Annotated in this window: 24 protein-coding genes; 12 read left to right on the top strand and 12 right to left on the bottom strand. The window is 70.8% G+C overall.

Going from position 1 to position 25,181, the window contains the following annotated elements; genetic code table 11:
* Nucleotides 1-149: 149 nt before the first annotated feature.
* Together glyA and AB0I45_RS00205 are read left to right on the top strand one after the other, a co-directional pair.
* Nucleotides 150-1,433, top strand: coding sequence for a serine hydroxymethyltransferase (gene glyA, locus AB0I45_RS00210; RefSeq protein ID WP_295686859.1), 1,284 nt, complete (start codon nt 150-152; stop codon nt 1,431-1,433).
* A complete protein-coding gene (locus tag AB0I45_RS00205; protein WP_137317948.1) occupies nt 1,433-2,320 on the top strand; it encodes a bifunctional methylenetetrahydrofolate dehydrogenase/methenyltetrahydrofolate cyclohydrolase in 888 nt (295 codons plus the stop codon). Before glyA ends, AB0I45_RS00205 begins: the two co-directional genes overlap by 1 nt.
* Before the next feature lie 104 nt (nt 2,321-2,424).
* Here AB0I45_RS00205 and AB0I45_RS00200 read toward each other — a convergent pair whose 3' ends face one another.
* Complete coding sequence (locus AB0I45_RS00200; protein ID WP_295686862.1) at nt 2,425-2,907, bottom strand: GNAT family N-acetyltransferase; 483 nt, start codon at nt 2,905-2,907, stop codon at nt 2,425-2,427.
* Nucleotides 2,908-3,000: 93 nt separating this feature from the next.
* Between AB0I45_RS00200 and AB0I45_RS00195 the strand changes: the two genes are divergently transcribed.
* The gene (locus tag AB0I45_RS00195) at nt 3,001-3,819 is read left to right on the top strand and encodes an exodeoxyribonuclease III (protein ID WP_137317946.1); all 819 of its coding nucleotides are present in this window, start codon (nt 3,001-3,003) and stop codon (nt 3,817-3,819) included.
* A gap of 97 nt (nt 3,820-3,916) precedes the next feature.
* Here AB0I45_RS00195 and AB0I45_RS00190 read toward each other — a convergent pair whose 3' ends face one another.
* The 3 genes from AB0I45_RS00190 to AB0I45_RS00180 form a co-directional block, all read right to left on the bottom strand.
* Complete coding sequence (locus AB0I45_RS00190; protein WP_360315862.1) at nt 3,917-4,978, bottom strand: 2,3-butanediol dehydrogenase; 1,062 nt, start codon at nt 4,976-4,978, stop codon at nt 3,917-3,919.
* A 233-nt stretch (nt 4,979-5,211) separates the two neighbouring features.
* Nucleotides 5,212-5,442, bottom strand: a complete 231-nt coding sequence (locus tag AB0I45_RS00185) for a YbdD/YjiX family protein (protein WP_247618333.1) — start codon at nt 5,440-5,442, stop codon at nt 5,212-5,214.
* Nucleotides 5,439-7,676 (bottom strand): carbon starvation CstA family protein, encoded by a 2,238-nt coding sequence (locus AB0I45_RS00180; RefSeq protein ID WP_247618334.1) that lies wholly within the window; start codon nt 7,674-7,676, stop codon nt 5,439-5,441. The genes AB0I45_RS00185 and AB0I45_RS00180 overlap by 4 nt, the downstream gene beginning before the upstream one ends.
* Nucleotides 7,677-7,988: 312 nt before the next feature.
* Here AB0I45_RS00180 and trpS point away from each other — a divergent pair, with 312 nt between their 5' ends.
* From trpS to AB0I45_RS00165, 3 genes are all read left to right on the top strand, one after another.
* On the top strand, nt 7,989-9,014 hold the full coding sequence (gene trpS / locus AB0I45_RS00175) for a tryptophan--tRNA ligase (RefSeq protein WP_247618335.1): 1,026 nt from the start codon (nt 7,989-7,991) through the stop codon (nt 9,012-9,014).
* Nucleotides 8,992-9,594 (top strand): 2'-5' RNA ligase family protein, encoded by a 603-nt coding sequence (locus tag AB0I45_RS00170; RefSeq protein ID WP_137317941.1) that lies wholly within the window; start codon nt 8,992-8,994, stop codon nt 9,592-9,594. Before trpS ends, AB0I45_RS00170 begins: the two co-directional genes overlap by 23 nt.
* 68 nt (nt 9,595-9,662) lie before the next feature.
* On the top strand, nt 9,663-10,700 hold the full coding sequence (locus tag AB0I45_RS00165) for a phosphatase domain-containing protein (RefSeq protein ID WP_247618336.1): 1,038 nt from the start codon (nt 9,663-9,665) through the stop codon (nt 10,698-10,700).
* A 131-nt stretch (nt 10,701-10,831) separates the two neighbouring features.
* Here the strand turns inward: AB0I45_RS00165 and AB0I45_RS00160 are convergent, their stop codons facing one another.
* The 5 genes from AB0I45_RS00160 to sdhC form a co-directional block, all read right to left on the bottom strand.
* Nucleotides 10,832-12,013 (bottom strand): serine hydrolase, encoded by a 1,182-nt coding sequence (locus AB0I45_RS00160; protein ID WP_247618337.1) that lies wholly within the window; start codon nt 12,011-12,013, stop codon nt 10,832-10,834.
* A gap of 124 nt (nt 12,014-12,137) precedes the next feature.
* Nucleotides 12,138-12,935 (bottom strand): succinate dehydrogenase iron-sulfur subunit, encoded by a 798-nt coding sequence (locus AB0I45_RS00155; RefSeq protein WP_247618338.1) that lies wholly within the window; start codon nt 12,933-12,935, stop codon nt 12,138-12,140.
* Complete coding sequence (gene sdhA / locus AB0I45_RS00150) at nt 12,935-14,695, bottom strand: succinate dehydrogenase flavoprotein subunit (protein ID WP_137317937.1); 1,761 nt, start codon at nt 14,693-14,695, stop codon at nt 12,935-12,937. Before sdhA ends, AB0I45_RS00155 begins: the two co-directional genes overlap by 1 nt.
* Nucleotides 14,696-14,724: 29 nt before the next feature.
* Complete coding sequence (locus tag AB0I45_RS00145; protein WP_247618339.1) at nt 14,725-15,177, bottom strand: succinate dehydrogenase hydrophobic membrane anchor subunit; 453 nt, start codon at nt 15,175-15,177, stop codon at nt 14,725-14,727.
* A 5-nt stretch (nt 15,178-15,182) separates the two neighbouring features.
* The gene (gene sdhC, locus AB0I45_RS00140; RefSeq protein WP_137317935.1) at nt 15,183-15,560 is read right to left on the bottom strand and encodes a succinate dehydrogenase, cytochrome b556 subunit; all 378 of its coding nucleotides are present in this window, start codon (nt 15,558-15,560) and stop codon (nt 15,183-15,185) included.
* Nucleotides 15,561-15,896: 336 nt separating this feature from the next.
* Here sdhC and AB0I45_RS00135 point away from each other — a divergent pair, with 336 nt between their 5' ends.
* From AB0I45_RS00135 to AB0I45_RS00115, 5 genes are all read left to right on the top strand, one after another.
* On the top strand, nt 15,897-17,078 hold the full coding sequence (locus AB0I45_RS00135; RefSeq protein WP_360315853.1) for a mannose-1-phosphate guanylyltransferase: 1,182 nt from the start codon (nt 15,897-15,899) through the stop codon (nt 17,076-17,078).
* A gap of 160 nt (nt 17,079-17,238) precedes the next feature.
* Nucleotides 17,239-18,408 carry an amidohydrolase gene (locus AB0I45_RS00130; RefSeq protein ID WP_247618341.1) on the top strand — a complete coding sequence of 390 codons (1,170 nt, stop codon included), beginning with the start codon at nt 17,239-17,241 and terminating at the stop codon, nt 18,406-18,408.
* Entirely contained in the window at nt 18,405-19,643 is a 1,239-nt protein-coding gene (locus AB0I45_RS00125) for a BMP family ABC transporter substrate-binding protein (RefSeq protein ID WP_265809077.1), read from the top strand. The genes AB0I45_RS00130 and AB0I45_RS00125 overlap by 4 nt, the downstream gene beginning before the upstream one ends.
* 35 nt (nt 19,644-19,678) lie before the next feature.
* Nucleotides 19,679-20,785 carry an adenosine deaminase gene (locus tag AB0I45_RS00120; protein ID WP_295686890.1) on the top strand — a complete coding sequence of 369 codons (1,107 nt, stop codon included), beginning with the start codon at nt 19,679-19,681 and terminating at the stop codon, nt 20,783-20,785.
* A complete protein-coding gene (locus AB0I45_RS00115; protein ID WP_137317931.1) occupies nt 20,782-21,381 on the top strand; it encodes a hypothetical protein in 600 nt (199 codons plus the stop codon). The genes AB0I45_RS00120 and AB0I45_RS00115 overlap by 4 nt, the downstream gene beginning before the upstream one ends.
* Nucleotides 21,382-21,384: 3 nt before the next feature.
* Here AB0I45_RS00115 and AB0I45_RS00110 read toward each other — a convergent pair whose 3' ends face one another.
* The 3 genes from AB0I45_RS00110 to AB0I45_RS00100 all read right to left on the bottom strand — a co-directional run bounded on the left by AB0I45_RS00110 (nt 21,385) and on the right by AB0I45_RS00100 (nt 23,662).
* The gene (locus tag AB0I45_RS00110; protein ID WP_360315848.1) at nt 21,385-22,131 is read right to left on the bottom strand and encodes a hypothetical protein; all 747 of its coding nucleotides are present in this window, start codon (nt 22,129-22,131) and stop codon (nt 21,385-21,387) included.
* 176 nt (nt 22,132-22,307) lie between these two features.
* Complete coding sequence (locus AB0I45_RS00105) at nt 22,308-23,171, bottom strand: tyrosine-protein phosphatase (RefSeq protein WP_360315845.1); 864 nt, start codon at nt 23,169-23,171, stop codon at nt 22,308-22,310.
* Nucleotides 23,168-23,662: a MarR family transcriptional regulator gene (locus AB0I45_RS00100; RefSeq protein ID WP_137317928.1), complete on the bottom strand. Its 495-nt coding sequence runs from the start codon at nt 23,660-23,662 to the stop codon at nt 23,168-23,170. The genes AB0I45_RS00105 and AB0I45_RS00100 overlap by 4 nt, the downstream gene beginning before the upstream one ends.
* 337 nt (nt 23,663-23,999) lie before the next feature.
* Between AB0I45_RS00100 and sucC the strand changes: the two genes are divergently transcribed.
* Entirely contained in the window at nt 24,000-25,169 is a 1,170-nt protein-coding gene (sucC, locus tag AB0I45_RS00095) for an ADP-forming succinate--CoA ligase subunit beta (protein ID WP_360315840.1), read from the top strand.
* Nucleotides 25,170-25,181: the final 12 nt, after the last annotated feature.

The following is a 25,181-nucleotide window of genomic DNA, read 5'->3' as shown; positions in this document are numbered from 1 at the left end:
GGGCGGGCGCCTCGGCTCCGGGAGCCGGTCCGGCAGGCGGACCGGGTGCGGGGCCGGCTGCGGGCTCGTGGCGGCGACCGGGGTGTGGACTAGGATTGGGCCCGTGCGGTCGGCCGGCCGCAGCTGCACCGTCGCAAGGAGTCACAGGAATGAATGAAGCGCCCGATTCGATGACCGCCTCGCTCGGCGCAGTCGACCCGGAGATCGCCGCGGTCCTCGACCAGGAGCTCGCCCGCCAGCGCGACTCCCTGGAGATGATCGCCTCGGAGAACTTCGTCCCGCGCGCCGTGCTGCAGGCCTCGGGCTCGGTGCTGACGAACAAGTACGCCGAGGGCTACCCGGGTCGCCGCTACTACGGCGGCTGCGAGGCCGTGGACATCGCGGAGAACCTCGCGATCGAGCGGGCGAAGGCGCTGTTCGACGCCGAGTACGCCAACGTCCAGCCCCATTCGGGCGCCTCCGCCAACGCCGCCGTCATGCACGCCTTCGCCCGGGCCGGCGACAAGCTCCTCGGCCTCGACCTCGCCCACGGCGGTCACCTCACCCACGGGATGAAGATCAACTTCTCCGGCCGCCTCTACGACATCGCCTCCTACGAGGTCGACCCCGACACCTACCGCATCGACATGGACGTCGTGCGGCAGCGGGCGCTCGAGCACCGGCCCAAGGTCATCGTCGCCGGCTGGTCGGCCTACCCGCGGCAGCTCGACTTCGAGGCCTTCCGCTCGATCGCCGACGAGGTCGGGGCGGCCCTGTGGGTCGACATGGCGCACTTCGCCGGTCTCGTCGCCGCCGGGCTCCACCCGAACCCGGTGCCGCTCGCCGACGTCGTGTCCTCCACCGTCCACAAGACGATCGGCGGCCCGCGCTCGGGCTTCATCCTCAGCCGCGACCCGGAGCACGCGAAGAAGCTCAACTCCGCGGTGTTCCCCGGCCAGCAGGGCGGCCCGCTCATGCACGCGATCGCGGCCAAGGCCGTGGCCTTCAAGCTCGCCGGGACCGAGGAGTTCGTCCAGCGCCAGGAGCGCACCCTCGAGGGAGCACGCATCCTCGCCGAGCGGCTGCTCGCCTCCGACGTCGCCGAATCCGGTGCGACGGTGCTGTCGGGCGGCACCGACGTCCACCTCGTGCTCGTCGACCTGCGGAACTCGCAGCTCGACGGGAAGCAGGCCGAGGACCTCCTCCACGAGGTCGGCATCACGGTGAACCGCAACTCCGTGCCCTTCGACCCGCGGCCCCCGATGGTCACCTCGGGCCTGCGGATCGGCACCCCGGCGCTCGCCACCCGCGGTTTCGGGGCCGCGGAGTTCACCGAGGTCGCCGACATCATTGCCGAGGCGCTCAAGCCCGGCCCCGATGTCGAGGCGCTGCGGGGACGGGTCGCGAAGCTCGCCGCCGACTTCCCGCTCTACGAGGGTCTGGAGCAGTACTGATGAGCGCGCAGATCCTCGACGGGAAGGCCGCCGCGGCGGCGATCAAGGACGAGCTGCGGGAGCGCGTCGCGAAGCTCCGGGAGTCCGGTGTCGTGCCCGGCCTCGGGACCGTGCTCGTGGGCGAGGACCCCGGCTCGCAGTCCTACGTGGCCGGCAAGCACCGCGACTGCGAGCAGATCGGCATCCGCTCGATCCGGAAGGACCTGCCGGAATCGATCAGCGCCGAGGAGCTCGACGCGGTCATCGACGAGCTCAACGCCGACCCGGAGTGCACCGCCTACATCGTGCAGCTGCCGCTGCCGGACCACATCGACACCGATGCCGTGCTCGAGCGGGTCGACCCGGACAAGGACGCCGACGGCCTCCATCCGATGAACCTCGGGCGGCTCGTGCTCAACGCCAACCGGCCGATCGCCTCGCCGCTGCCGTGCACCCCGCGCGGGGTCATCGAGCTCATGGAGCGCAACGGGATCGAGCTCGCCGGGAAGCACGTCGTGGTCGTCGGCCGCGGCGTCACGGTGGGCCGGTCCATCGGATCGCTGCTCACCCGGCGGGAGCACAACGCGACGGTGACCCTGACCCACACCGGCACCCGGAACCTCGACGAGGTGCTGCGCACCGCCGACGTCATCGTCGCCGCCGCGGGGTCCGCCGGGCTCGTCACGCCCGAGGCGGTCGCCCCCGGTGCGATCGTGCTCGACGTCGGGGTGTCGCGGGTGGAGGATCCGGAGACCGGCAGGAGCCGGATCGTCGGCGACGTCGATCCCGGGGTGGCCGAGGTCGCCGCCTGGCTCTCCCCGAACCCCGGGGGAGTGGGCCCGATGACCCGGGCGCTGCTCCTGCGCAACGTCGTCGAGATCGCCGAACGGCAGGCCGGGCCGGCCTGAGAGACGCGGACGACGACAGCGGGCCCGGAACTCCCCTGGAGTTCCGGGCCCGCTGCGATCCGAAGCGATGCCGGCGTGCACGGTCGGCCGCGCACGCTCCCGCGTCAGAGCTTCATGTGGAAGAGCACGCGCGCCACACCGGGGCCGGCGTAGTCGCTCACGAGCTCGGCCTCGAAGCCGAGCGAGGAGTGGAAGGAGATCGCGTCGCTGTTCTCCGGCACCGTCGTCGCCTCGACCTCGTCCTCGCCGAGCCGGCGGGCGCGGTCGATGAAGGCGGTGTAGAGACGCCGGCCGATCCCGCGGTGGCGGAAGTCGTCGTGCGCGGCGACGAGGTGGATGTAGGACGGGCCGTCCTTGGGGAAGCAGCCCAGCAGGTACCCCACGATCTCGTTGCGGAAGCGGGCGACGAGACCCCCGGATGCCATCTGGCGGAACCAGTACGGGTCGTGCTCCTCGCTGAGATCCTTGTCGCCCCAGAACTGCGAGGACTGCTCGGCGAGGAAATCGCGGAGCTCCATGGCATCGACCTCGTCGAGCGGATGGATGGTGAGCTGGTCCAGGTCGAATGTCGACGGCGTGTCGGTCATGGCGTCCTCCTTCGGAAGCAGTGCTGTGGACACAGTCTACGTGCTGCGGCCGACGGAGAGCAGTCGTCTCACGGAGCGTGCGAGGATTGCCCCATGATCCGAATCGCTGCAGTCAACGTCAATGGTGTGCGCGCCGCCTGGCGCAAGGGGATGAGCCCGTGGCTCGAGAGCGCGGGTGCGGAGATCGTCACGCTCCAGGAGGTCCGCGCCCCGAACGAGATCGCCGAGGGCGTGCTCGACGGGTGCGGGTACGCGGTGTACAGCGCCGACGCCGAGGCGAAGGGCCGGGCCGGCGTCGCCGTCCTGTCGCGGAGCCCGGCGGACGCAGTGCGCGTGGGGATCGGAGAGGAGTACTTCGCGCGGTCCGGGCGGTGGATCGAGACCGACCACCGACTGGCCGACGGCAGCACGCTGACCGTCGTGTCCGCCTACGTCCACTCCGGGGAGGCGGGCACCCCCAAGCAGGACGACAAGTACCGGTTCCTTGACCGGATGCTCGTCCGGCTGCCCGAGCTCCGGGCCGCCGCCGACCACGTGCTCGTCACCGGCGACCTCAACGTCGGCCACACCGAGCTCGACATCAAGAACTGGAAGGCGAACCGCAAGAAAGCCGGATTCTTGCCGGAGGAGCGGGCCTACTTCGATCGGTTCTTCGGGGAGCTCGGCTACGTCGACGTCCACCGGCGGCTGTCCGGCGAGGTGCCCGGGCCCTACACCTGGTGGTCGATGCGCGGCAAGGCCTTCGACACGGACGCCGGCTGGCGGATCGACTACCAGATGGCGACGCCTGAGCTCGCCGCCGCCGCGCGGGCCGCCCGGGTCGACCGGGCCGCGACCTGGGGCGAGCGGTGGAGCGACCATGCCCCGCTCGTCATCGACTACGACCTGCCGGGCCTCGCCGCCGGGGAGTGACCCGGGCACGGCCGGACGCGACGAGGGCCGCCGAGGTGATGATCACCTCGGCGGCCCCGTGCGCGGTGCACCGGCCGGGTGACCGTCGCCGGCGGGATCAGGCGTTCGGATCGACGAGGATCTTGACGTGCTCCTCGTTGTTGTTGATGAGCTGGTCGAACCCCTCGTCCACGAGTCCGTCGAGCCCGATCCGTCCGGTGATGAACGGGGCGAGATCGATCCGCCCCTCCTGCACGAGACGGATGGTCGCAGGGTGATCGTTCGCGTAGCCGATCGTGCCGCGCAGGTCGATCTCCTTGAGCACGAGCGTCGGCATGTCGACCTCGGGCTTTCTGCCCCAGATCGAGACGTTGACGATGACGCCGTTCGGGCGCACTGTGTCCATGAGGGTGTCGAGGACCACCGGCACCGAGCTGCACTCGAAGCCCACGTCGGCGCCCTGGCCGTCGGTGAGCTCACGGACGCGCTCGGCGACGTCGACCTCGCGCGGGTCGAACACCTCGTCGGCCACCCCGGTCTCCCGGGCCTTCGCCTTGCGGGCCTCGCTGAGCTCCGAGATGTAGACGGTGAGCCCCTCGGCCTTGAGCACGGCCGCGGTGAGCAGGCCGATCGGGCCCGCCCCGCCGACGAGCGCGACATCACCGGATTCCGCTCCGCTGCGCACGAAGGCGTGGTGGCCCACGGACAGCGGTTCGATGAGAGCGGCCTGATCGAGCGGGATGTCGCCGATCGGGTGGACCCAGCGGCGCTCGACGACGATCTTCTCCGACAGCCCGCCTCCGCGGCCGCCGAGGCCGATGAAGTTCATGTCGGGGGAGAGGTGGTAGGAGCGGCCGGGGCCGACCTCGACGTCGTCGCGGATGATGTAGGGCTCGACGACGACGTTCTGCCCGACCTCGAGGTCGGTGACGCCCTCGCCGAGCGCGGTGACGGTGCCGGAGAACTCGTGGCCCATGGTCACCGGGGCCTCCTCGCCGGAGATCGGGTGCGGTGAACCCTTCGGCGGGATGAAGATCGGACCCTCGAGGTACTCGTGCAGATCGGTGCCGCAGATGCCGCACCAGGCGACATCGATGGCGACTGCTCCGGGTTTCAGCTCCGGCTCGGGGATCTCCTCGATCCGGATGTCCTTACGGTCGTAGTAGCGGGCAGCTCTCATAGTGATTCTCCCATCGGAAAGCGTGCGGCGCGGTCCGCGCCGCACTTCTTACGGTAGTGGAGGCAACCCGGGGTGCGGGAGATCGGGGTGCGGGAGATCGAGATCGCAGAGGATCGCGGATCCGCTCTCAGGAACCTTCGGAAATCGAGTTCTGGGGCCGGGACGCGACGAGGGCCGCCGAGGTGATGATCACCTCGACGGCCCTCGTGGGCGGCCCGGTCAGAGCCGATGGCTCAGCAGCACCGGACCTTGGGGTTGCGGTCCTGCTCGTCGGTCAGATCTCGCCAGAACTCGCGCTCTCCCATGGCTCCCTCGCGGGTGCCGTGCCGGCGCTCGAACGACTCGAGGTAGTGGAGGTAGGCGTTCTCCCCCATGACCTCCTTGAGGTACCAGTGGACGGCCCGGAACGGCGCGGCGATCCGGGCGAGGACCGGGTTCGCAGTGCCTGTGGTGCTCGTGCTCATGAGTGCTCCCGTTGACCGACGGCGGAGGGCTCCAGCTTATCCCACTGCGCCCGGACCTCCTTCTCCGCCTTGGTCGCGATGAGCCCGGCCGGCGCGAACCTGCGGGTCGGCTGGTAGGGCTCCTCCGTCGTCGGCAGCGGCTCGCGCGCGGTGATCGACTTGAAGGCCGCCCACAGCGCCATGACCACGACCATGAGCACGACGACGGCGAAGATGATCGACAGCGTGCCCTGGATGAAGGTGTTGCGGACGACGGCGTTCATCGCCTCGACCCCCTCGGTGGTGCCCAGCGAGGTCTCGCCGGCGGCCACCGCATCGCGGTAGGCGACGTGCTGCGCCCAGTAGCCGAGCTTCGGATCCGAGGAGAAGATCTTCTGCCACGACGCGGTCATCGTCACCGCGAGGTCCCAGACGAGCGGGATGCCGGGGATCCACGCGTACTTCGCGTACCCCGACTTGCAGACGAGGGCGAACACCACCGCCAGTGCGATCGCCGCCAGCAGCTGGTTGGAGATGCCGAACAGCGGGAACAGCGTGTTGATGCCGCCCAGCGGATCCGTCACGCCCATGAGGAGGATCGACCCCCAGGCGCCGACCATGACGATGGTGGTGATCCAAGCGCCGACGTTCCACGAGGGATCGCGGAACTTCGGGATGAAATTGCCGAGCGCGTCGCCGAGCATGAAGCGGGCCACGCGGGTGCCGGCGTCGATCGTGGTGAGGATGAAGAGTGCTTCGAACATCACCGCGAAGTGGTACCAGAACGACATCCAGGCCGGCCCGCCGAACACGTTGTGGAGGATGTGCGCCATGCCCATCGCGAGCGTCGGAGCACCGCCGGTGCGCGAGACGATCGACTCCTCGCCGACGTCCTGAGCGGTCTGCTCGAGGAACTCGGCCGAGGTCTGGACGCCGGACATGCCGAGCGAGTTGTTGATGAAGTCGGCAGCCCCCTGCGGGGTGCCGCCGGTGAGCGGCTCCGCGGCGTTCATCGCGAAGTAGATGCCCTTGTCGAGGCAGACCGCGGCGACGAGCGCCATGATCGCGACGAAGGACTCCATGAGCATGCCGCCGTAGCCGATGAGGCGGGCCTGGCTCTCCTTCTCGATGAGCTTCGGGGTGGTGCCCGAGGAGATCAGCGCGTGGAACCCGGAGAGGGCGCCGCAGGCGATGGTGATGAAGAGGAACGGGAACAGGGCGCCGGCGAAGGCCGGTCCCGAGGTGTTCGAGGCGAACTCGGTGATCGCCGGCATCTGTACGGTCGGGTTGACCACGAGGATGCCGACGGCGAGCAGCACGATGGTGCCGATCTTCATGAAGGTCGAGAGGTAGTCGCGCGGGGCGAGCAGCACCCACACGGGCAGGACCGCGGCGAAGAAGCCGTAGATCATCAGGCACCAGGCGAGCGTGGTCTTGTCGAGGTGGAACACCTCGGCCCAGACCGGGTTGTTGTGCACCCAGCCGCCGGCGATGATCGCGAGCACGAGCAGGGCGACGCCGATGACCGAGGTCTCGATGACCCGGCCGGGGCGCAGGTAGCGCATGTAGACGCCCATGAACACGGCGATCGGGATGGTCATCGCGATCGAGAACACGCCCCAGGGGGACTCGGCGAGGGCGTTGATGATGACGACGCCGAGCACCGCGATGAGGATCGTCATGATGAGCAGGATGCCGACCGAGGCGATGAAGCCGCCGACCCGGCCGAGCTCGTCGCGGGCCATCTGGCCGAGCGAGCGGCCGTTCCGGCGCATCGAGAAGTAGAGGACCATGTAGTCCTGCACGCCGCCGGCGATGATGACGCCGAAGATGATCCATAGCGTGCCGGGCAGGTAGCCCATCTGGGCGGCGAGGATCGGGCCGACGAGCGGACCGGCGCCGGAGATCGCGGCGAAGTGGTGGCCGAAGAGCACGCGGCGGTCGGTCGGGGTGAAGTCGCGGCCATTGTCCTTGAGCTCGGCCGGGGTGGCGCGGCTCGGGTCGGGGCGGCAGATCTTCCACTCGATGAACTTGGCGTAGAACCGGAAGGCGATGAGGTAGCTGCCGACGGCGGCGGCCACGAACCAGCTCGCGCTGAGGTTCTCGCCCCGGACGAAGGCGACCATGACCCAGCCGATCGCGGCGATGAGGGCGATGGCGACCCAGATGACGATCTTCGTCGGGGTCCAGCGCGGCCTCTCGACGACCGCCACGGGCGGCAGGGTCTCATCGGTCTTGACGTACTCAACCGACATGCGTGCTCCTTAACGGGAAATGATGTGTGCGGAACGATGCGCGGCGACCGCGGTCTGCACTGACCTGCGGGTGCTGCGGTTCTGCGGTGCGGGCGTGGTGCGGCCTGCACGCTCTTGGGGAGCCTGGCAGTTCGCACAACTGTGTCTGTGCGGTCGCTGACAGACACTCCAGGGTGCACCCGCCCCGCACCGTTTGTCCAACCGAGCCGGTCGGGAAACCGAGAATGACGTCCGAATCGTTATCGAACAGCGCCCAGGGAGGCGGCGTAGGGGGTCGGGCCGAGTCCGCGCCCGGGCGAGCGCAGTGGCACAATGGGCACCATGACGCAGACCTCCGAATCGCAGCACCGTCCCCGTTCCCTCTCCGGGATCCAGGCCACCTCGGACTCCCTCCACTTGGGCAACTACATCGGGGCGCTGCAGCAGTTCGTCGAGCAGCAGGAGACGCACGACGCGTTCTTCTTCATCGCCAACATGCATGCGATCACCGTCGAGCAGGACCCCGTCGAGCTGCGGGAGCGCACCCTGCGCACCGCCGCGCAGTTCATCGCCTCCGGGCTCGACCCGGAGAAGTCGACGATCTTCATCCAGTCCCACGTCCCGCAGACCACTCAACTGGGCTGGGTGCTCGAGTGCACCGCCTCGCTCGGCGAGGCGCAGCGGATGACCCAGTTCAAGGACAAGGCCGCGAAGAACGAGCACATCTCCCTCGGACTCCTCACCTACCCCGCGCTCATGGCCGCCGACATCCTGCTCTACCAGGCCGACGTCGTGCCGGTGGGGGAGGACCAGCGGCAGCACCTCGAGCTCACCCGCAACCTCGCCGGGCGCTTCAACCAGCGCTACGGGCAGACCTTCACCGTGCCGGAGCCCGGGATCCTCAAGCAGACGGCGAAGATCTACGACCTCCAGGACCCGGGGGCCAAGATGTCGAAGTCAGCGGCGAACCCGGCCGGGCGGATCGACGTCCTCGACGAGCCGAAGGCGCTGACGAAGAAGTTCAAGTCCGCCGTGACCGACAACGACACCGTCATCGCCTACGACCCGGAGACCAAGCCCGGCGTCTCCAACCTCCTCACCATCTACTCCTCCTTCTCCGGGGAGCCGATCGAGTCGATCGTCGCGCAGTTCGAGGGGAAGATGTACGGCCACCTCAAGGTCGCACTCGCCGAGCTCGCCGTCGAATCGCTGACCCCGGTGCGCGAGCGCACGCACGAGCTGCTCGACGACCCGGCCGAGCTCGAGCGGATCCTCCACGCCGGCGCGGACCGCGCCGAGGCGATCGCCCGTCGAACCATCGAGGACGTGTACGCCCGTGTCGGATTCCTCTCCCGCTGAGACCGTCGGCCCCCGCTGGGGCGCGCCCCCGGACGCCCCGGCGATGCCGGCTCCCGATGCGGACGGAATGGTCGCCCTCGGCATCACCCTCGACGTCCCGGACCCCTATGCCACCGAGCTGCGCACGGCGCGGCTGGGGTACGGGGACGAGCGGGCGGCGACCGTGCCCACCCACATCACCGTGATCCCGCCGATGGAGATCCCCGGTGATTCCTGGCCGGTGGTGCGCGCCCACATCCGCGCCGTCGCCAACGACACCTCGCCGTTCGTCATCGAGCTGCGCGGCTCCGGCACATTCATGCCGACCTCGCCGGTGGTGTTCATCTCCGTGGCCCGCGGCATCTCCGAGTGCCAGACCCTGTCGAGCCGGCTGCGCCACGGCGTGCTCAACCAGCACCTCGCCTTCCCCTACCACCCGCACGTCACGATCGCCCAGGACGTGTGCGAGGAGGAGCTCGAGCGCGCCTACCGCGAGTACGCCGGATTCGAGGCCCGATTCATGGCGCACGGCTTCGGGGTGTACTTCCACGATGCGTCCGGGCAGTGGCGGCTGTTCGACAAGGTGCCTTTCGGTCCGTGAGCGCGGTCCCCGAGTTCCCCGGCGGGCGCGGCGCACGCCGTGATCCGTGGGACAATGCACTCGTGGCCATGAAGAATCAGACTCCGCTCAATCTGTCCCCCGAGGTCCTCCACACCGCAGCCCGGTGGGAGGACCGCTATCACGAGTGGGCGCGCGGTGTGGTCCGCAAGCGCGACTGGCGCCCCACCGTCATCGCCTACGACTCCTACGGCACGGAGACGAGCATCCGCGTGCTCGCCCGGGTCGTGCTCACCAAGACCGGGCAGCCGGCCGCGGACACGAAGGCGAGCATCCGCGGCTGGCGCTCCTTCGGCAACGTGCCGCTGTCGGACGAGACCGCGTGGGTGCGGGTCGGCGACACCGAGCACATGGTGACCGCCGACCGCGGCGGGATCGTCGATGCGGTCATCCCCGGGGACTTCGCCCCGGGTCCGGTGGAGATCGAGATGTGGACGACCGACTCCCTCGTCGACCGTGCGACGGTGCGCATCATCGGGCAGGAGCAGACCTTCGGGATCATCTCCGACATCGACGACACGGTCATGGTGACCGCCCTGCCGCGTCCCATGCTCGCGGCATGGAACACCTTCGTGCTCGACGAGCACGCCCGCAATCCCGTGGCGGGCATGTCGGTCCTCTACGACCGGCTCACCTACATGCGGCCGAATTCGCCGATCATCTACCTGTCGACCGGCGCCTGGAACGTCGCACCCACCCTCAAGCGGTTCCTCGGGCGCAACCTCTACCCGGACGGCCCGCTGCTGCTCACCGACTGGGGCCCGACAGCCACCCGGGCGTTCCGCTCCGGGCAGGAGCACAAGCGCTCCACGCTCGAACGGCTCGCCCGCGAGTTCCCCACCATGAAGTGGCTGCTCGTCGGCGACGACGGCCAGCACGACGAGGCGATCTACGGCGAGTTCGCCGAGAACCACCCGGACAACGTCGCCGCCGTCGCGATCCGGCAGCTCACCGTCGGCGAGGCGGTGTGGGCCGGCGGTCGCTCGCAGCAGGGCGGCCGCGGCACCGGGGTGCCCTGGGTCTACGCCAGCGACGGCGCGGGGCTGGCCTCGAAGCTCACCGAACGCGGGATCATCTCCGCGATCTGAGCCGGGCCGCGCTCAGCACTCGGTCCGGCCCTGAGACGGCCCGCCTCGAAGTGGAGTGTGGGGCTTGTGGAGGAGTGCAGGGCGAACAGCGCCACCACATGCTGCCGAGAGCCCCACACTCCGAACCGGGGTCAGGAGTGTGGCGCGCGGGCGGTGCTGCGGCGGCGCAGCAGCACGAAGCCGAACGTGCCGAGGAGCAGCACCGCGCCGGCGGCCGCGAACAGGATGCGCGCATCGAAGGCACCGGAGTCCGACGCCTCGGCCCCGCCGGTGACGTCTGCGGCCGGGGCGGCGGTGGACTCCGTCGGCGTCGGCCCGGCGGTCGGCTCCGGAGTGAGGCGGACCTCGGCGACGGGTTCGGGGTCATCCTGGTTGAAGGCCCACTCGATGAGGTCGAGCGCGGCCCGGCGGGTGCCGTTGTCGCTCGTCAGCACCGCCGAGGCATAGGTCTTCCCGTCGCGCTCGACGACGGCGACGAAGGAGCCCTTCGCGGCCTCCGTGTAGCCGTTCTTCAGTCCCAGCCCGCCGTCGACTTCACCGACGACCCGCGTGTGGTTGCCGATCTCGTAGCCGGCGACCTTCTCACCGGTGTCGGGGTCCGTGGCTCCGGGGAAGTCGTAGGTCTCCGTGCGCAGGATCCCCATGAGGTAGTCGTCGCGGAGGACCGCGCGGGCCACGATCATCTGGTCGGCGACCGTCGTCACCTGCCCCTCCGCATCGAGGCCCGAGGTGTTGCGCGCCACCGTGCCGGTGAGACCGAGCTCCGCGGCCTTCGCGTTCATCAGCCGCACCGCCTCGTCCTGCCCGCCGACGGCGTTGCCGAGCGCGTGCGCGGCGTCGTTCGCACTCGACATGAGCATCGCGTGGAACAGGTCGTCGACCGTGTACTCGTTCTGCTGGACGATCCCCGCCTTCGTGCCGTCGACGGCCATGTCCGCGAACACCGGCTCGTAGACCTGCTCGGGGTCGTCGAGCACCTCGACGAGGGCGAGCGCGGTGAGGAGCTTGATCACCGAGGCCGGCGCCCGGCCGGCGTCGATCTCGTGGGCGGCGAACGCCTCCCCGGAGTCGAGGTCGGCGACGATCCACGCCTCGGCGACGGGTTCGGGAGCCGGGGTGCCGGGGCCGAGGTCGGGGGAGGCGTAGATCGGCTCGGACTCCTCCGGCGCGGGCTCGGGGGCGGCGAGCGCAGGCACCGGCCCGGCGCCGAGGAGCCCTGCCGGCCCGGCGGTGGACAGCGGTCCGGCCGCGGGCGCGAGGAGCAGGACGGCGGGGAGCAGGAGGGCGGCGGGGCCGCGGAGAGCATCGAACACACGAGAAGTCTATGCGCTGCGTCCGCAGACCGGGGTGGATGCACGAAGCGCCCGGAGCGGGGTCCGGGCGCTTCGGCTGCGCTGTGCGGGTGCGGGCGGTGCCGGTCCGGCGGGCCCGCCGGGGTCAGAAGGCGCGGGTGAGGAGCGCCTGCTTGACCTCGGCGATCGCTTTGGTCACCTGGATGCCGCGCGGGCACGCCTCGGTGCAGTTGAAGGTCGTGCGGCAGCGCCACACGCCCTCCTGGTCGTTGAGGACCTCGAGGCGCAAGTCCGTGCCCTCGTCGCGGCTGTCGAAGATGAACCGGTGGGCGTTGACGATCGCGGCCGGGCCGAAGTACTGGCCGTCGGTCCAGAACACCGGGCACGAGCTCGTGCACGCGGCGCACAGGATGCACTTCGTGGTGTCGTCGAAGCGCTCACGGTCCTCCGCGGACTGCAGACGCTCACGGGTGGGCTCGTTGCCGTCGGTGATGAGGAACGGCATGACCTCGCGGTAGGACTGGAAGAACGGCTCCATGTCCACGATGAGGTCCTTCTCCAGCGGCAGACCCTTGATCGCCTCGACCGTGATGGTCTTGTCGGTGTCGAGGTCCTTGAGCAGGGTCTTGCAGGCGAGCCGGTTGCGGCCGTTGATCCGCACCGCGTCGGAACCGCACACGCCGTGCGCGCACGAGCGGCGGAACGACAGCGAGCCGTCGATCTCCCACTTGATCTTGTGGAGGGCGTCGAGCACGCGGTCGGTCCCGTGCATCGTGACCGTGTAGTCCTCCCAGTGCGGCTCGGAGTCCTTCTCGGGGTCGAAGCGGGCGATCCGGATGGTGCAGTCGAACGACGGGATCTCGCCGCCGCCCCCGCCCAGGTGATCGGGGATGTCGACCTTGGATGCCGGTTCTGCGGTGGTGGTCTCGGGATTCGCACTCATCAGTACTTACGCTCCATCGGCTGGTAACGGGTCATGACGACGGGCTTGGTCTCCAGACGCATGCCCTTGATGCCCTCGGACTCGCTGTCGGGGTCGAGGTAGGTCATCGTGTGGTGCATGAAATTCTCGTCGTCGCGATCGGGGAAGTCCTCGCGGAAGTGACCGCCGCGCGACTCCTTGCGGTGGATCGCGGCGACCGCGACGACCTCGGCGATCTCGAGCAGGAAGGCAAGCTCGATCGCCTCGAGCAGGTCGAGGTTGTAGCGCTTGCCGCGGTCCTGGATCCCGACGTTCGCGTAGCGCTCCCGCAGCGTCGCGATGACGTCGAGGGCGTTGCGGAGGGTCTCGTCGGTGCGGAATACCTGCACGTCGGCGTCCATCACGTCCTGCAGGTCCTTGCGGATCGCGGCCACCGACTCGGTGCCGTCGGCGGTGCGCATCGACTCGATCATGTCGACGACGCGGGCCTCCGGGCCCTCCGGGAGCTCCGGCATGACGGCGGTCGCGGCGTACTCCGCGGCGGCGATGCCGGCGCGCTTGCCGAACACGTTGATGTCGAGCAGCGAGTTCGTGCCGAGACGGTTGGAGCCGTGCACGGACACGCAGGCGCACTCGCCGGCGGCGTAGAGGCCGGGGACGACGTCGGTGTTGTTCGACAGCACCTCGGCCTTGATGTTCGTCGGGATGCCGCCCATCGCGTAGTGGGCGGTCGGGAACACCGGCACCGGCTCGGTGTAGGGCTCCACGCCGAGGTAGGTGCGCGCGAACTCGGTGATATCGGGCAGCTTGGCGTCGATGTGCGCCGGCTCGAGGTGGGTGAGGTCGAGGAGCACGTAGTCCTTGTTCGGACCGCAGCCGCGTCCCTCGCGCACCTCGTTGGCCATCGACCGGGCGACGATGTCGCGCGGGGCGAGGTCCTTGATGGTGGGGGCGTAGCGCTCCATGAAGCGCTCGCCGTCGGAGTTGCGCAGCACCGCGCCCTCGCCGCGGGCGGCCTCGGACAGGAGGATGCCGAGGCCGGCGAGGCCGGTCGGGTGGAACTGGAAGAACTCCATGTCCTCGAGGGGGAGGCCCTGGCGGTAGGTCACCGCGACGCCGTCGCCGGTCAGGGTGTGGGCGTTCGAGGTGGTCTTGAAGACCTTGCCGAAGCCGCCGGTGGCGAACACCACGGCCTTCGACCGGAAGACGTGGATCTCTCCGGTGGCGAGCTCGTAGGCGACGACGCCGGCGGGGCGGCGCACGCCGTCGACCTCGGTCATGACGAGATCGAGCACGTAGAACTCGTTGTAGAACTCGACGCCGTGCTTGACGCAGTTCTGGTAGAGCGTCTGGAGGATCATGTGGCCGGTGCGGTCCGCGGCGTAGCAGGCGCGGCGCACCGGGGACTTGCCGTGGTCGCGGGTGTGCCCGCCGAAGCGGCGCTGGTCGATCCGGCCCTCGGGCGTGCGGTTGAAGGGCAGACCCATCTTCTCGAGATCGAGGACGGCGTCGATCGCCTCCTTGGCCATGACCTCCGCGGCATCCTGGTCGACGAGGTAGTCACCGCCCTTGATGGTGTCGAAGGTGTGCCACTCCCAGTTGTCCTCCTCGACGTTGGCGAGGGCCGCGCACATGCCGCCCTGGGCCGCGCCGGTGTGCGAACGCGTGGGGTAGAGCTTGGTCAGCACCGCGGTCCGGGCCCGCTGCCCGGACTCGATGGCCGCTCGCATGCCCGCGCCGCCGGCGCCGACGATGACGACGTCGTACTCATGTACCTGCATAGAATTCAGTTCTCCTTGTAGTGCCTGCGTCAGCCGGCGGTGCAGAAGGAAGCGAGCAGAGCCGGGTCGGCGCCGACGGGGCAGGGCTCGAAGGTGAAGATCACGAGGGTGCCGAGCGTGATGATGATCGCGGAGGCGACGTAGAGCACCACCTGCAGCGCGATCCGGGTGCCCGGGCGCTCGGCGTAGTCGGCGATGATCGTGCGCATGCCGTTGGTGCCGTGGACCATCGCCAGCCACAGCATGACGAGGTCCCAGATCTGCCAGAACGGATTGGCCCACTTGCCGGCGACGAAGCCGAAGTCGATGGCGTTGACGCCGTCGCCGAGCCACAGGTTGACGAACAGGTGGCCGAAGATCAGGACGACGAGCACGATGCCGGACAGGCGCATGAAGAGCCAGGCGAAGAGCTCGGTCTTCGAGCGCGTCGAGGCGTGGCGCGTGTAGCCCGTGCGGGGTGCGGGAATGGTCGAAGCAGTCATTCTCATCAGCCTCCGAAGACGTGCATGAGGTGGCGGGGGAGGAAGCCGATCATCACGACGAGCCACAGGATCATGGCTCCCCAGAACAGCTTCCGCTGGTTCTTCGGGCCGCCCTTCCAGAAGTCGACCAGGATGACCCGCAGGCCGTTGAAGGCGTGGTACACGATGGCGGCGACGAGGCCGATCTCGGCGAGTCCCATGAGCGGGGTCTTGTAGGTCGCGATGACGGCGTTGTACGCCTCCGGCGAGACGCGAACGAGTGCTGTGTCGAGCACGTGCACCAGCAGGAAGAAGAAGATGCCGACGCCGGTCACGCGGTGCGCGACCCAGGACCACATCCCTTCGTTCCCTCGGTACAGAGTGCCCGTAGACGCTTTGGCCACGGGGCATCCTCCAAGTGGATACGAGCATTTGGGTTACCTCATGAAGTTACGCCGGTTTTCCCAGCGGTGCCAATCGAAACGCACGCTTCCTGCGCATTTCATGAGAGAAGCGCGCACCGCGCTGACCAGCATTCGGACTCCTCGCGTCCGAAAGATATATACCGGACAGAAGTGTGCGGTATTCATCACGGACTATCCGCTGCGACTCTCCGCCGCGCATCGGCGCTGTGCGGGGCGGCCGCGGGCCGGGGAGCCGCGCTGCGCCCCGGGCGCGGGATCCGGTGCGCGGCGGGTCGCTCAGCGGACCCGTGCGGGGAGTCGACCACAATGGGTGGGATGATCGCCGATGCCCCTGCCCCTGCCCCTGCCCCTGTCGCCGGCGCGCCCGCCGCTCCTGCTGTGCCGCTCGCGGACCCGCACTTCCACGCGGTGATCCCCGCCGGGGGATCCGGCACCCGGCTGTGGCCGGTGTCGCGGGCGCACGCCCCGAAGTTCCTCCACGACGTCCTGGGCGTGGGCCGCTCGCTGCTGCAGTCGACCTGGGACCGGGTCGAGGCGCTCGTCTCCCCGGACCGGATCACCGTGGTGACCGGCGCACCCCATGTCCAGGCGGTGCGGGAGCAGCTGCCGCGCCTCGGTGCGGACCGGATCCTCGCCGAACCCAGCCCCAAGGACTCGGCCGCGGCGATCGGGCTGGCCGCCATGCTCATCGCCGACGAGGACCCGGATGCGATCATCGGCTCCTTCTCCGCCGACCACTCGATCACCAACGTCGACGAATTCACCGCGGTCATCGCCCAGGCGTGCGCCGCGGCGACCGGCGGGGACATCGTCACCATCGGCATCACCCCCACCTACCCCGCCACCGCCTACGGCTACATCCGGACCGGGCCGCTGCTCGCGCTGCCCGCCGCGCCCGCCGCCCGCCGCGCCCTCGCATTCGTGGAGAAGCCCGCGGCCGGCCGGGCCCGCGAGTACACGTACTCCGGCTCCTACCGCTGGAACGCGGGGATGTTCATCGCCCGTGCGGATGCGCTGCTCGCGGTCATGGCGGAGCAGGCCCCGGAGCTCCACGCCGGGCTGCGGGAGATCGCCGACGCCGCCCCCGGTGCGGAGCGCGAGCGGGTGCTCGCAGAGGTGTGGCCGGGGCTGGAGAAGAAGGCGATCGACTACGTCGTCGCCGAGCCCGCCGCGGCGGCCGGGCGGGTCGTCGTCATCCCCGGGGACTTCGGCTGGGACGACGTCGGGGACTTCGACTCGGTGGCGAAGCTGCGCCAGCCGGTGCGCGGCGAGGAGCACGGGGTGTTCTCGGTCGGCCGCGAGGTCGACGTCGTCGACATCGATGCCTCCGGCGTGGTCATGTCCGATCAGGACCGGCTGATCGCGATCGTCGGCCTCCACGACGTCGTCGTCGTCGACACCGCCGACGCCCTGCTCGTCGCCGCGCGCTCGCACGCGCAGGACGTCAAGCGCGCCGTCGCCCGTGCCGCGGAGATCGGGCGGGAGGACGTGCTGTGACGCACGCCCGCGCAGCGTCCGGCGACCGGCTGTCACGGAACGTCATCCGGTGTCATGTGCGCTCGTCATCGGGACTAGAATCGGGGATCACCCCGTCGTCCACCGCGATGTCCCCGGTGCCGTCCGTCCGTTCGTCGTCCATCCGAAAGACCGAGTGCGCGTGATCCGATCCGCCCTGGCCCCTCATCTCGACTCCCTCGTCGGGTTCCGACGCGACATCCACGCGCACCCCGAGCTGTCCTTCCAGGAGTTCCGCACCACCGACCGGATCGTCGCAGCGCTCACCGCCGCCGGACTCGCGCCGCGGCGCCTCGAGGGCACCGGGGTCGTGTGCGAGGTGGGTTCCGGGCCGCTCGCACTCGCCCTGCGCGCCGACATCGACGCCCTCCCGCTCGACGACCTCACCGGCACCGACTTCGTCTCCACCGTGCCCGGCGTCGCCCACGCGTGCGGGCACGACATCCACCTCAGCGCCCTCGTCGGCGCCGGGATCGTGCTGGCCGACATGCACCGCAGCCGGCCCGGCGGGCTCGGCGGCACCGTGCGCCTGATCTTCCAGCCCGCGGAGGAGGTCACGCCCGGCGGAGCGCTCACCGTGATCCAGCAGGGTGCGCTCGCCGACGTCCCGCAGGTGTTCGCGATCCACTGCGATCCGAACGTCGACGTCGGGCACGTGGGATCGCGCATCGGGGCGATCACCGCGGCCGGCGACACCGTCATCGTGCGGCTGCGCGGCCACGGCGGCCACACCTCGCGCCCGCACCTCACCGAGGACCTCGTCTACGCGCTCGGCAAGGTCGCCACCGACCTGCCCGCCACCCTCCACCGGCTCATCGATCCGCGCCACGCGATCTCGCTCGTGTGGGGCGCGATCGAGGCCGGGCACGCGGCCAACGTCGTGCCCAACGAGGGCTCGATCATGGGCACCCTGCGGTGCCTCGACGTCGACGGCTGGAATCAGGTCGCCGAGGTGCTCCCCGGGCTCGTCGACCGGATCACCGGGCCGTTCGGGGTCGAGGTCGAGCTCACCCACCGGCGCGGCGTGCCCCCGGTGGTCAACACCGAGCCGGAGGTCGCGCTCATCGAGGCCGCCGTCAAGGAGGAGCTCGGCGAGGACAGCGTGCAGCTCACCCCGCAGTCGATGGGCGGGGAGGACTTCGCCTGGTACCTCACCCACTGCCCAGGAGCCCTCGTGCGACTCGGCACCCGGACGCCCGGCGGCGTCACCTACGACATCCACCAGGGGGACTTCCTCGTCGACGAGGGCGCTCTCGAGATGGGGGTGCGCGTGTTCGCCTCCACCGCCCTCAAGGCGCTGGGACTGCGATGACGAGCGCACGCCGGGCTCCGGGCGCGGCGGCGGGTCTCGCCGCGGCCGCGCTGCTCACCGCGTGCGGGGCGCAGCCGCAGGAGGCCGCTCCGGCGACGACGACCGGCTGCGTGGTCTCCGCCCCGGCGGGCTTCGCCGACCGGTCGATCGGCCAGCTGAGCTTCGGTGAGCTGTCCCATGCGCAGTCCGCAGGGTTCCTCGCCTCGACGTCCTCCCAGCGCGTGAGCACGCTCGCCGGCACCGAGGAGGCGCTCGGCCGCTACGCCGGCGGGGACTGCTCGCTCGGCGCGCTCGTGGGCCCCGGCGGGGCCGAGGCGCTCGCCGCCGTCGCCGCGCGGGCCCCGGACACCGCGTGGCTCGCCGTCGCCACCGGCGGCACCGACTACCCGGACAACGTCGTCACCATCGACTTCGACCTCCGCGAGCCCGCATTCATCGCCGGCTACGCCGCGGCGGCGAGCTCGGAGACCGGGATCGTCGCGATGTTCGTGTCCCGCGGGTTCGCCGGCGGCGACGAGCTCCTCGCGGCCTTCGACGCCGGGGTCGAGCAGCGCGGCATCGACACCGGGTCCGAGGTCGCCGGGCTGCGGGAGGGCTCGGTGTCCCGCCGCACCGTCGACGACACCCCGGCGGCCGGGCGCGAGTACACCGAGGCCGCGCTCGAGGCCGGGGCCGACGTCATCGTGCCCTTCGCCTCGGGTGCGGCGAGCGGGGTGCTCGACGTGTTCGCCGAGCACTACGCTCCGAGCGACGAGGCGGCCGCGGACGGCGCCGAGGGCACCGACGGCACAGCCGGGCCCGGCACGGCGGCGGCGGGAGTCGGCGGGCCGGAGATCGGCGAGGGCGACGGCGGGTCCGACGAGGACCCGGAGGAGACGATCGACCCGACCCTGATCTGGTACGGCACAGACGGGGCGCGCACGCTCGACGACGACCTCGGCGAGCACGTCATCGCCTCGACCGTGCCGAACGTCGCGGCGGGCTTCCAGTCGACGGTCGCCGGCTGGCCGGTGACCGGGTTCGCCGGTGAGATCGAGGAGCCGGAGGGGGAGGAGCGCACCATCGGCGACATCGCCGTGCGCGCGCCCGCCTACACCGGCACGATGGACAACGGCGGGGTGGAGGTCGTCGCCTCCGACGGGCTGCTGAGCACCGTGGCCGGGCTGTCGCGCGACATCGCCGACGTCCGCGACCGGATCCGGGCCGGCGAGATCGACGTCCCCGGCGCCGACTGAGCGTCGGCCCGGGGCCGGTGGCGTAGGCTGGTCGCGTGGACCAGACTCTCTTCCCGACTCCCCACGGAGTCGACGCCGATGACCCGATTCTCCGACTCCCCAAGGTGTCGCTGCACGACCACCTCGACGGCGGGCTGCGACCCGCGACGATCGTCGAGCTCGCCCGGGAGGTCGGCCACACGCTGCCGGCCGACGACCCGGCGGACCTCCGCGCGTGGTTCTCCGCCTCGGCGAACTCCGGGGAGCTCACCCGCTACCTCGAGACCTTCGAGCACACGATCGCGGTCATGCAGACCGCGCCCGCGCTCACCCGGGTGGCCCGCGAGTGGGTGCTCGACCAGGTGGCCGACGGCGTGTTCTACGCCGAGGCGCGCTGGGCGCCCGAGCAGCACCTGCGCGCGGACCTCGACATGGACGCCGCGGTGATCGCCGTCCAGGCGGGCCTCGACGAGGGCGAGGCGATCGCCGCGGAGGCCGGGCACGTCATCCGCACCGGGCAGATCCTCACCGGCATGCGGCACGCGGACAACTCGCTCGCCGTCGCCGAACTCTCGATCCGCCACCGCGACACCGGCGTGGTCGGTTTCGACATCGCCGGCGGCGAGGCCGGCAACCCGCCGGCCGCCCACCTCCAGGCCTTCGACTACCTCCACCGCGAGTGCTTCCCCGTCACCATCCACGCCGGTGAGGCCGCCGGGGTCGAATCGATCCTCGAGGCCGTGCAGGTGTGCGGCGCGCAGCGGATCGGCCACGGCGTGCGGATCGTCGAGGACATGGACATCATCGACGGCAACGGCACCCTGGGTCGGCTCGCGGCGTGGATCCTCGATCACCAGGTGCCGCTCGAGCTGTGCCCCTCGTCGAACCTCCAGACCGGGGCCGCCGGCTCGATCGCCGACCACCCGATCACCGGGCTCAAGGACCTCGGGTTCGCCGTCACCGTCAACCCCGACAACCGGCTGATGTCGGCGACCTCGGTGACCCGCGAGATGCGCCTCCTCGTCGACGAGGCCGGCTGGGACCAGAGCGACCTCGAGTGGGCGACGGTCAACGCGCTCGGCTGTGCGTTCATCCCGCTCGACGCCCGCGAGCGCTTCATCGATGAGATCCTCATCCCCGGATTCGAGCGGATCACTCTGTGACCGAGCGGCCCGAGCCCACCGCGGTCCGCCGGCCGTGGACGCTGTGGGCCGCACTCGCGATGGTGGCCGTCGAGGTCGCCGCCCTCCTCGTGTCCGCCGGATTCTTCGTCGTGCTCTCGCGCTCCGGGAGCACCGATGTCGCAACCTCGCTGCTGTCGCTCGCGGTGATGTTCGGCGTGCTCGCGCTCGGCCTCGTCGCCGTGATCATGGGGCTCTACCGGATGCACCGCTGGGCGCGGCCGGCGACGGTCGCCTGGCAGGTGCTGCTCATCCTGTTCGGCCTGTCGGTGCTCGGCTCCGGCTGGCTGCTGCCCGTCGGTTCGATCGTGCCGGCAGTGCTGTGCATCGTCGCGCTGTTCGCCCCGCCCTCGCTGCGCGCCTACGGTGCCGCGATCACCGAGCACGAGGCGCAGGCCCGGGCCGCCCAGGACGCGCTGTCCGCCGATGTCGCCGCCGCGATCGGCGTGGGCGTGGAGGGTGCGGATGGTGCGGATGGTGCGGGGGGTGCTGAGCGCGCGGAGGGCGCGGGGCGCTCCAGCCGTTCCACGCGCAGGAGCGGTCCGACGAAGAGCGTGGGCGGTTCGAAGAAGAAGTAGGGCTCAGCCCAGGTGCTGTCCGCAGGCCTCGGTGAGGAAGTCGCCGGCCGCCTCGCCCTCGGAGTCCCCGAGCGTCGCCGCCGTGCGCTGGATGCCCCACCACACCTCGGGCGCGCTCGCCCACAGCAGCCGCAGCTCCTCCCGGGATCCCGGGTCCTCGGCGAGCTGCTGGGCGGCCTGCTCGATCCGCTCGTTCGCGTCCTCGGCCGTGCACCGCTCCTCGGTGCTCGGACCGGTGGGCCTGACCTCGGCGATCTCGTCCGTGCTCACGGACTCGAGGGTGTACGCCGAGGACCCGACCTCGGTGACTGCGAAGGTGCCGAGGATCCGGTAGAACGGCGCCCGCTCGGCATCGACCGCCTCGGCGGGGAGGGTGATGCTCACACTGTCCGGGGTCGACGGCGTGAGCGTGACCTCGCCCTCCGCGCCGGGCTCCTGGTAGCTGTGGACGTAGACGTCGAGGTAGGCGTCCTCGCCGTCCGCCGCGGCGGTCTGCAGCCCGGACCACACGGGATCGCCCTCGACGGGCCCGCCGGGAGACACGTCGACGAGCGTGATCGCGGGAGCGGAGTCCGGGGTCTCGACGGGGGTCGCCACCTCGGGGCTCACCGAGGGCCGCGGGTCCGGGCGCTCGGTGCCGGTCGCTTCGCAGCCGGTGAGGGCGAGCAGCGCGCACGCGGCGGCTGCGGGAACGGTCAGGAAGCGCTGGCGCACACTCATCACCTTCAGCAGGGGGACGTCGACGGTCACGTGCAGTCTAGGGGCGCGCGGCCCCGGCACCCGGGAGCAACGCCGCAGGCACCGGGCGCGGGGTTCCGCCGGAGGGGTGCAGGCGGAGGGATCGGTCGGTGGGGCTCGGTCGGCAGACTCGGTCGCAGGGGCTCGGTCGGCGGGCTCGGTCGGCGGGCGGTGCCCAGGAGCGGGGCTCAGCCGGCGGACGGGTCCGGGCGCGGGTCCGGCGGGGCGAGGAGGGAGGCGAGCGCGCCGACCTCGTCCGCCTCGAGGCCGAGCCGGGGGAGCACCTCGGCGGCGGGGTGCGCGCGGAGGAACGCGGCGAGCGCCTCGGTGCGGGACCGGGCCCAGGGCTCGAACACCGCGGGCGGCTCGTGCTTCTCCACCGGATGGCCCGAGGTGCGGTGGTACTCGTTGACCCAGTCGAGGGAGCGCCGGTAGTCGGCGATGATCTCGGCGTCGGCGACGCCGGCGAGCTGGAGCAGCCACGCGGAGACCAGCCCCGTCCGGTCGCGGCCGGCCGAACAGTGGATGTAGACGCCGGGACGGGGAGAGGTGGGGCGGGATGATCCGGAACCGGGCTCCGCGGGATCGGAGGAGTCGGGGGAGCGCGTGCCGGCCGGGAGCCGGGCGATCCGGGCGAGGGCGTGCATGACCGCGGCGAGCTCGGCGGGGAAATGGGCGAGGAGCAGCGGGTAGTGCTTGGGGTGGTTGAGGTAGGGGTGGTCGAGCGCGTCGACGTAGTCCGCGACCGCGAAGTCCTCGACCGGCAGCTGGAGGATGTCGAAGGACTCCCAGGCGGTCGCGGGAACGGGCGGGTCGGTGGGGCGGCGGTGCACCTCGGCGGGGGTGCGGAGATCGATGACATGCCCGATCCCGTACGCCGCGAGCTGCTGCCAGCCCTCCGCGGTGAGGCGTTCGCGCCGGCCCCCGCGGACCACCCGGCCGAACCGGGTGGGGCCGTGAGCGGTCGGGAGCCCGCCGAGGTCGCGGAGGTTGAGCGCGCCGTCGAACGCGAGCTCGCGGCGATCGGACTCGGTGCGGTGCCGGTCGCTCATTCGTCCTCGCCGTCGAACCCGGTGGAGAGCTGGCGCAGGAGCTCGCTGAGCTTGCGGCGCTGCGGGGCGGAGAGCTGCGCGAGAAGCTCGGCCTCGAGGACGAGGAGCTCGGCCAGCGCCCCGTCGACCTTGGCCTGCCCGGCCGCGGTGAGCCGCACGAGCACGCCGCGGCGGTCCGCGGGGTCGGGGTGCCGGGAGACCCAGCCGGCGGTGACGAGTCGGTCGATCCGATTGGTCATCGTCCCCGAGGTCACCATCATCTCGCCGATGAGGCGGGAGGGGGAGAGCTGATACGGAGCGCCGGAGCGCCGCAGCGCGGACAGCACGTCGAAGGCCCACACCTCGAGTCCGTGGTTGTGGAAGGTGACCTTGCGGGCCTTGTCGAGCTGCTTCGACAGGCGCGACACGCGCGACAGGACCTCCATCGGGGACACGTCGAGGTCGGGGCGCTCATGGCGCCACGCCGCGACGATCCGGTCGACCTCATCCATGCCCCCATGATACTTCGCCGTCAAGATACCGGTGCTTCAAGATTCTTGACGGCGAGGCCGGGGCGGGGTCGGGCGGGCCGTGGGGCCGGCGCGGGGCCGGGCGACGGGGAGCGGCAGGCGGGCTGCGTGCGGGCGACGGGAGCGCGGTTCGGGTGCGGCGGGCGCCTCGGGCCGGGGCCGGCGTCCACGTTCGGCCGGGTCGCTTGTGTCCGCACTCGGATGAGCGACTAGTGTGGGAAGCGGTTGATTCGCTTCATACCCACCCGCAAGCGGCGCGCCCGCAGGGCCACGGTCGATCCGGACCCGGACCGGGCGCGCACGGACGTAAGGAACACACGTGGATCTTTTCGAGTATCAGGCGCGTGACCTCTTCGAGAAGCACGGGGTGCCCGTGCTCCGCGCACAGGTCGCCGACACCCCCGAACAGGCGCAGGCCGCGGCCGAGGCGCTCGGCGGCGGCACCGTCGTCGTCAAGGCGCAGGTCAAGATCGGCGGCCGCGGCAAGGCCGGCGGCGTCAAGCTCGCCCACGACCCGGCCGAGGCCAAGGAGAAGGCCGAGGAGATCCTCGGCCTCGACATCAAGGGCCACATCACCAAGAAGGTCATGATCGCCGAGGGCGCGGACATCGCCGAGGAGTACTACTTCTCGATCCTCCTCGACCGCGCCAACCGCACCTACCTCGCCATGTGCTCCAAGGAGGGCGGCGTGGACATCGAGACCCTGGCCGAGGAGCGTCCCGAGGAGCTCGCCCGGGTCCCCGTGTCCCCGCTCACCGGGATCGACGCCGCGAAGGCCCAGGAGATCGTCGACGCCGCCGGGTTCGAGGGCGATGTCGCGGCGAAGATCGCCGCGGTGCTGCAGAAGCTGTGGACCGTGTTCGACGCCGAGGACGCCACCCTCGTCGAGGTCAACCCGCTCGTGTCGACCGCGGCCGGCGACATCATCGCGCTCGACGGCAAGGTGTCGCTCGACGAGAACGCCGACTTCCGCCACGAGGACCACGCGGACCTCCACGACATCGACGCCGAGGACCCGCTCGAGCTCAAGGCCAAGAAGCTCGGCCTCAACTACGTCAAGCTCGACGGCGAGGTCGGCGTGATCGGCAACGGCGCGGGACTCGTCATGTCGACCCTCGACGTCGTCGCGTACGCCGGGGAGGACCACGGCGGCGTGAAGCCGGCGAACTTCCTCGACATCGGCGGCGGCGCCTCGGCCGAGGTCATGGCCAACGGCCTCGACGTCATCCTCGGCGACGAACAGGTCAAGAGCGTGTTCGTCAACGTGTTCGGCGGCATCACCGCCTGCGACGCCGTCGCCAACGGCATCGTCAAGGCCCTCGAGATCCTCGGCGACCAGGCCACCAAGCCGCTCGTCGTGCGCCTCGACGGCAACAACGTGGAGGAGGGCCGCGCGATCCTCGAGCAGGCCGGACACCCGCTGGTGACCCTCACCGACACGATGGACGGCGGAGCCGACAAGGCCGCCGAACTCGCCGCCGCGAACTGATAGCCCGAAAGG

It is taken from the genome of Brevibacterium sp. NPDC049920 (genome assembly GCF_040656435.1).
In the GTDB taxonomy this organism is placed as follows: Bacteria; Actinomycetota; Actinomycetes; order Actinomycetales; family Brevibacteriaceae; genus Brevibacterium; species Brevibacterium pityocampae.
The sequence above is the reverse complement of the archived record's forward strand: the minus strand, read 5'-3'. Positions and strand labels throughout refer to the sequence as shown.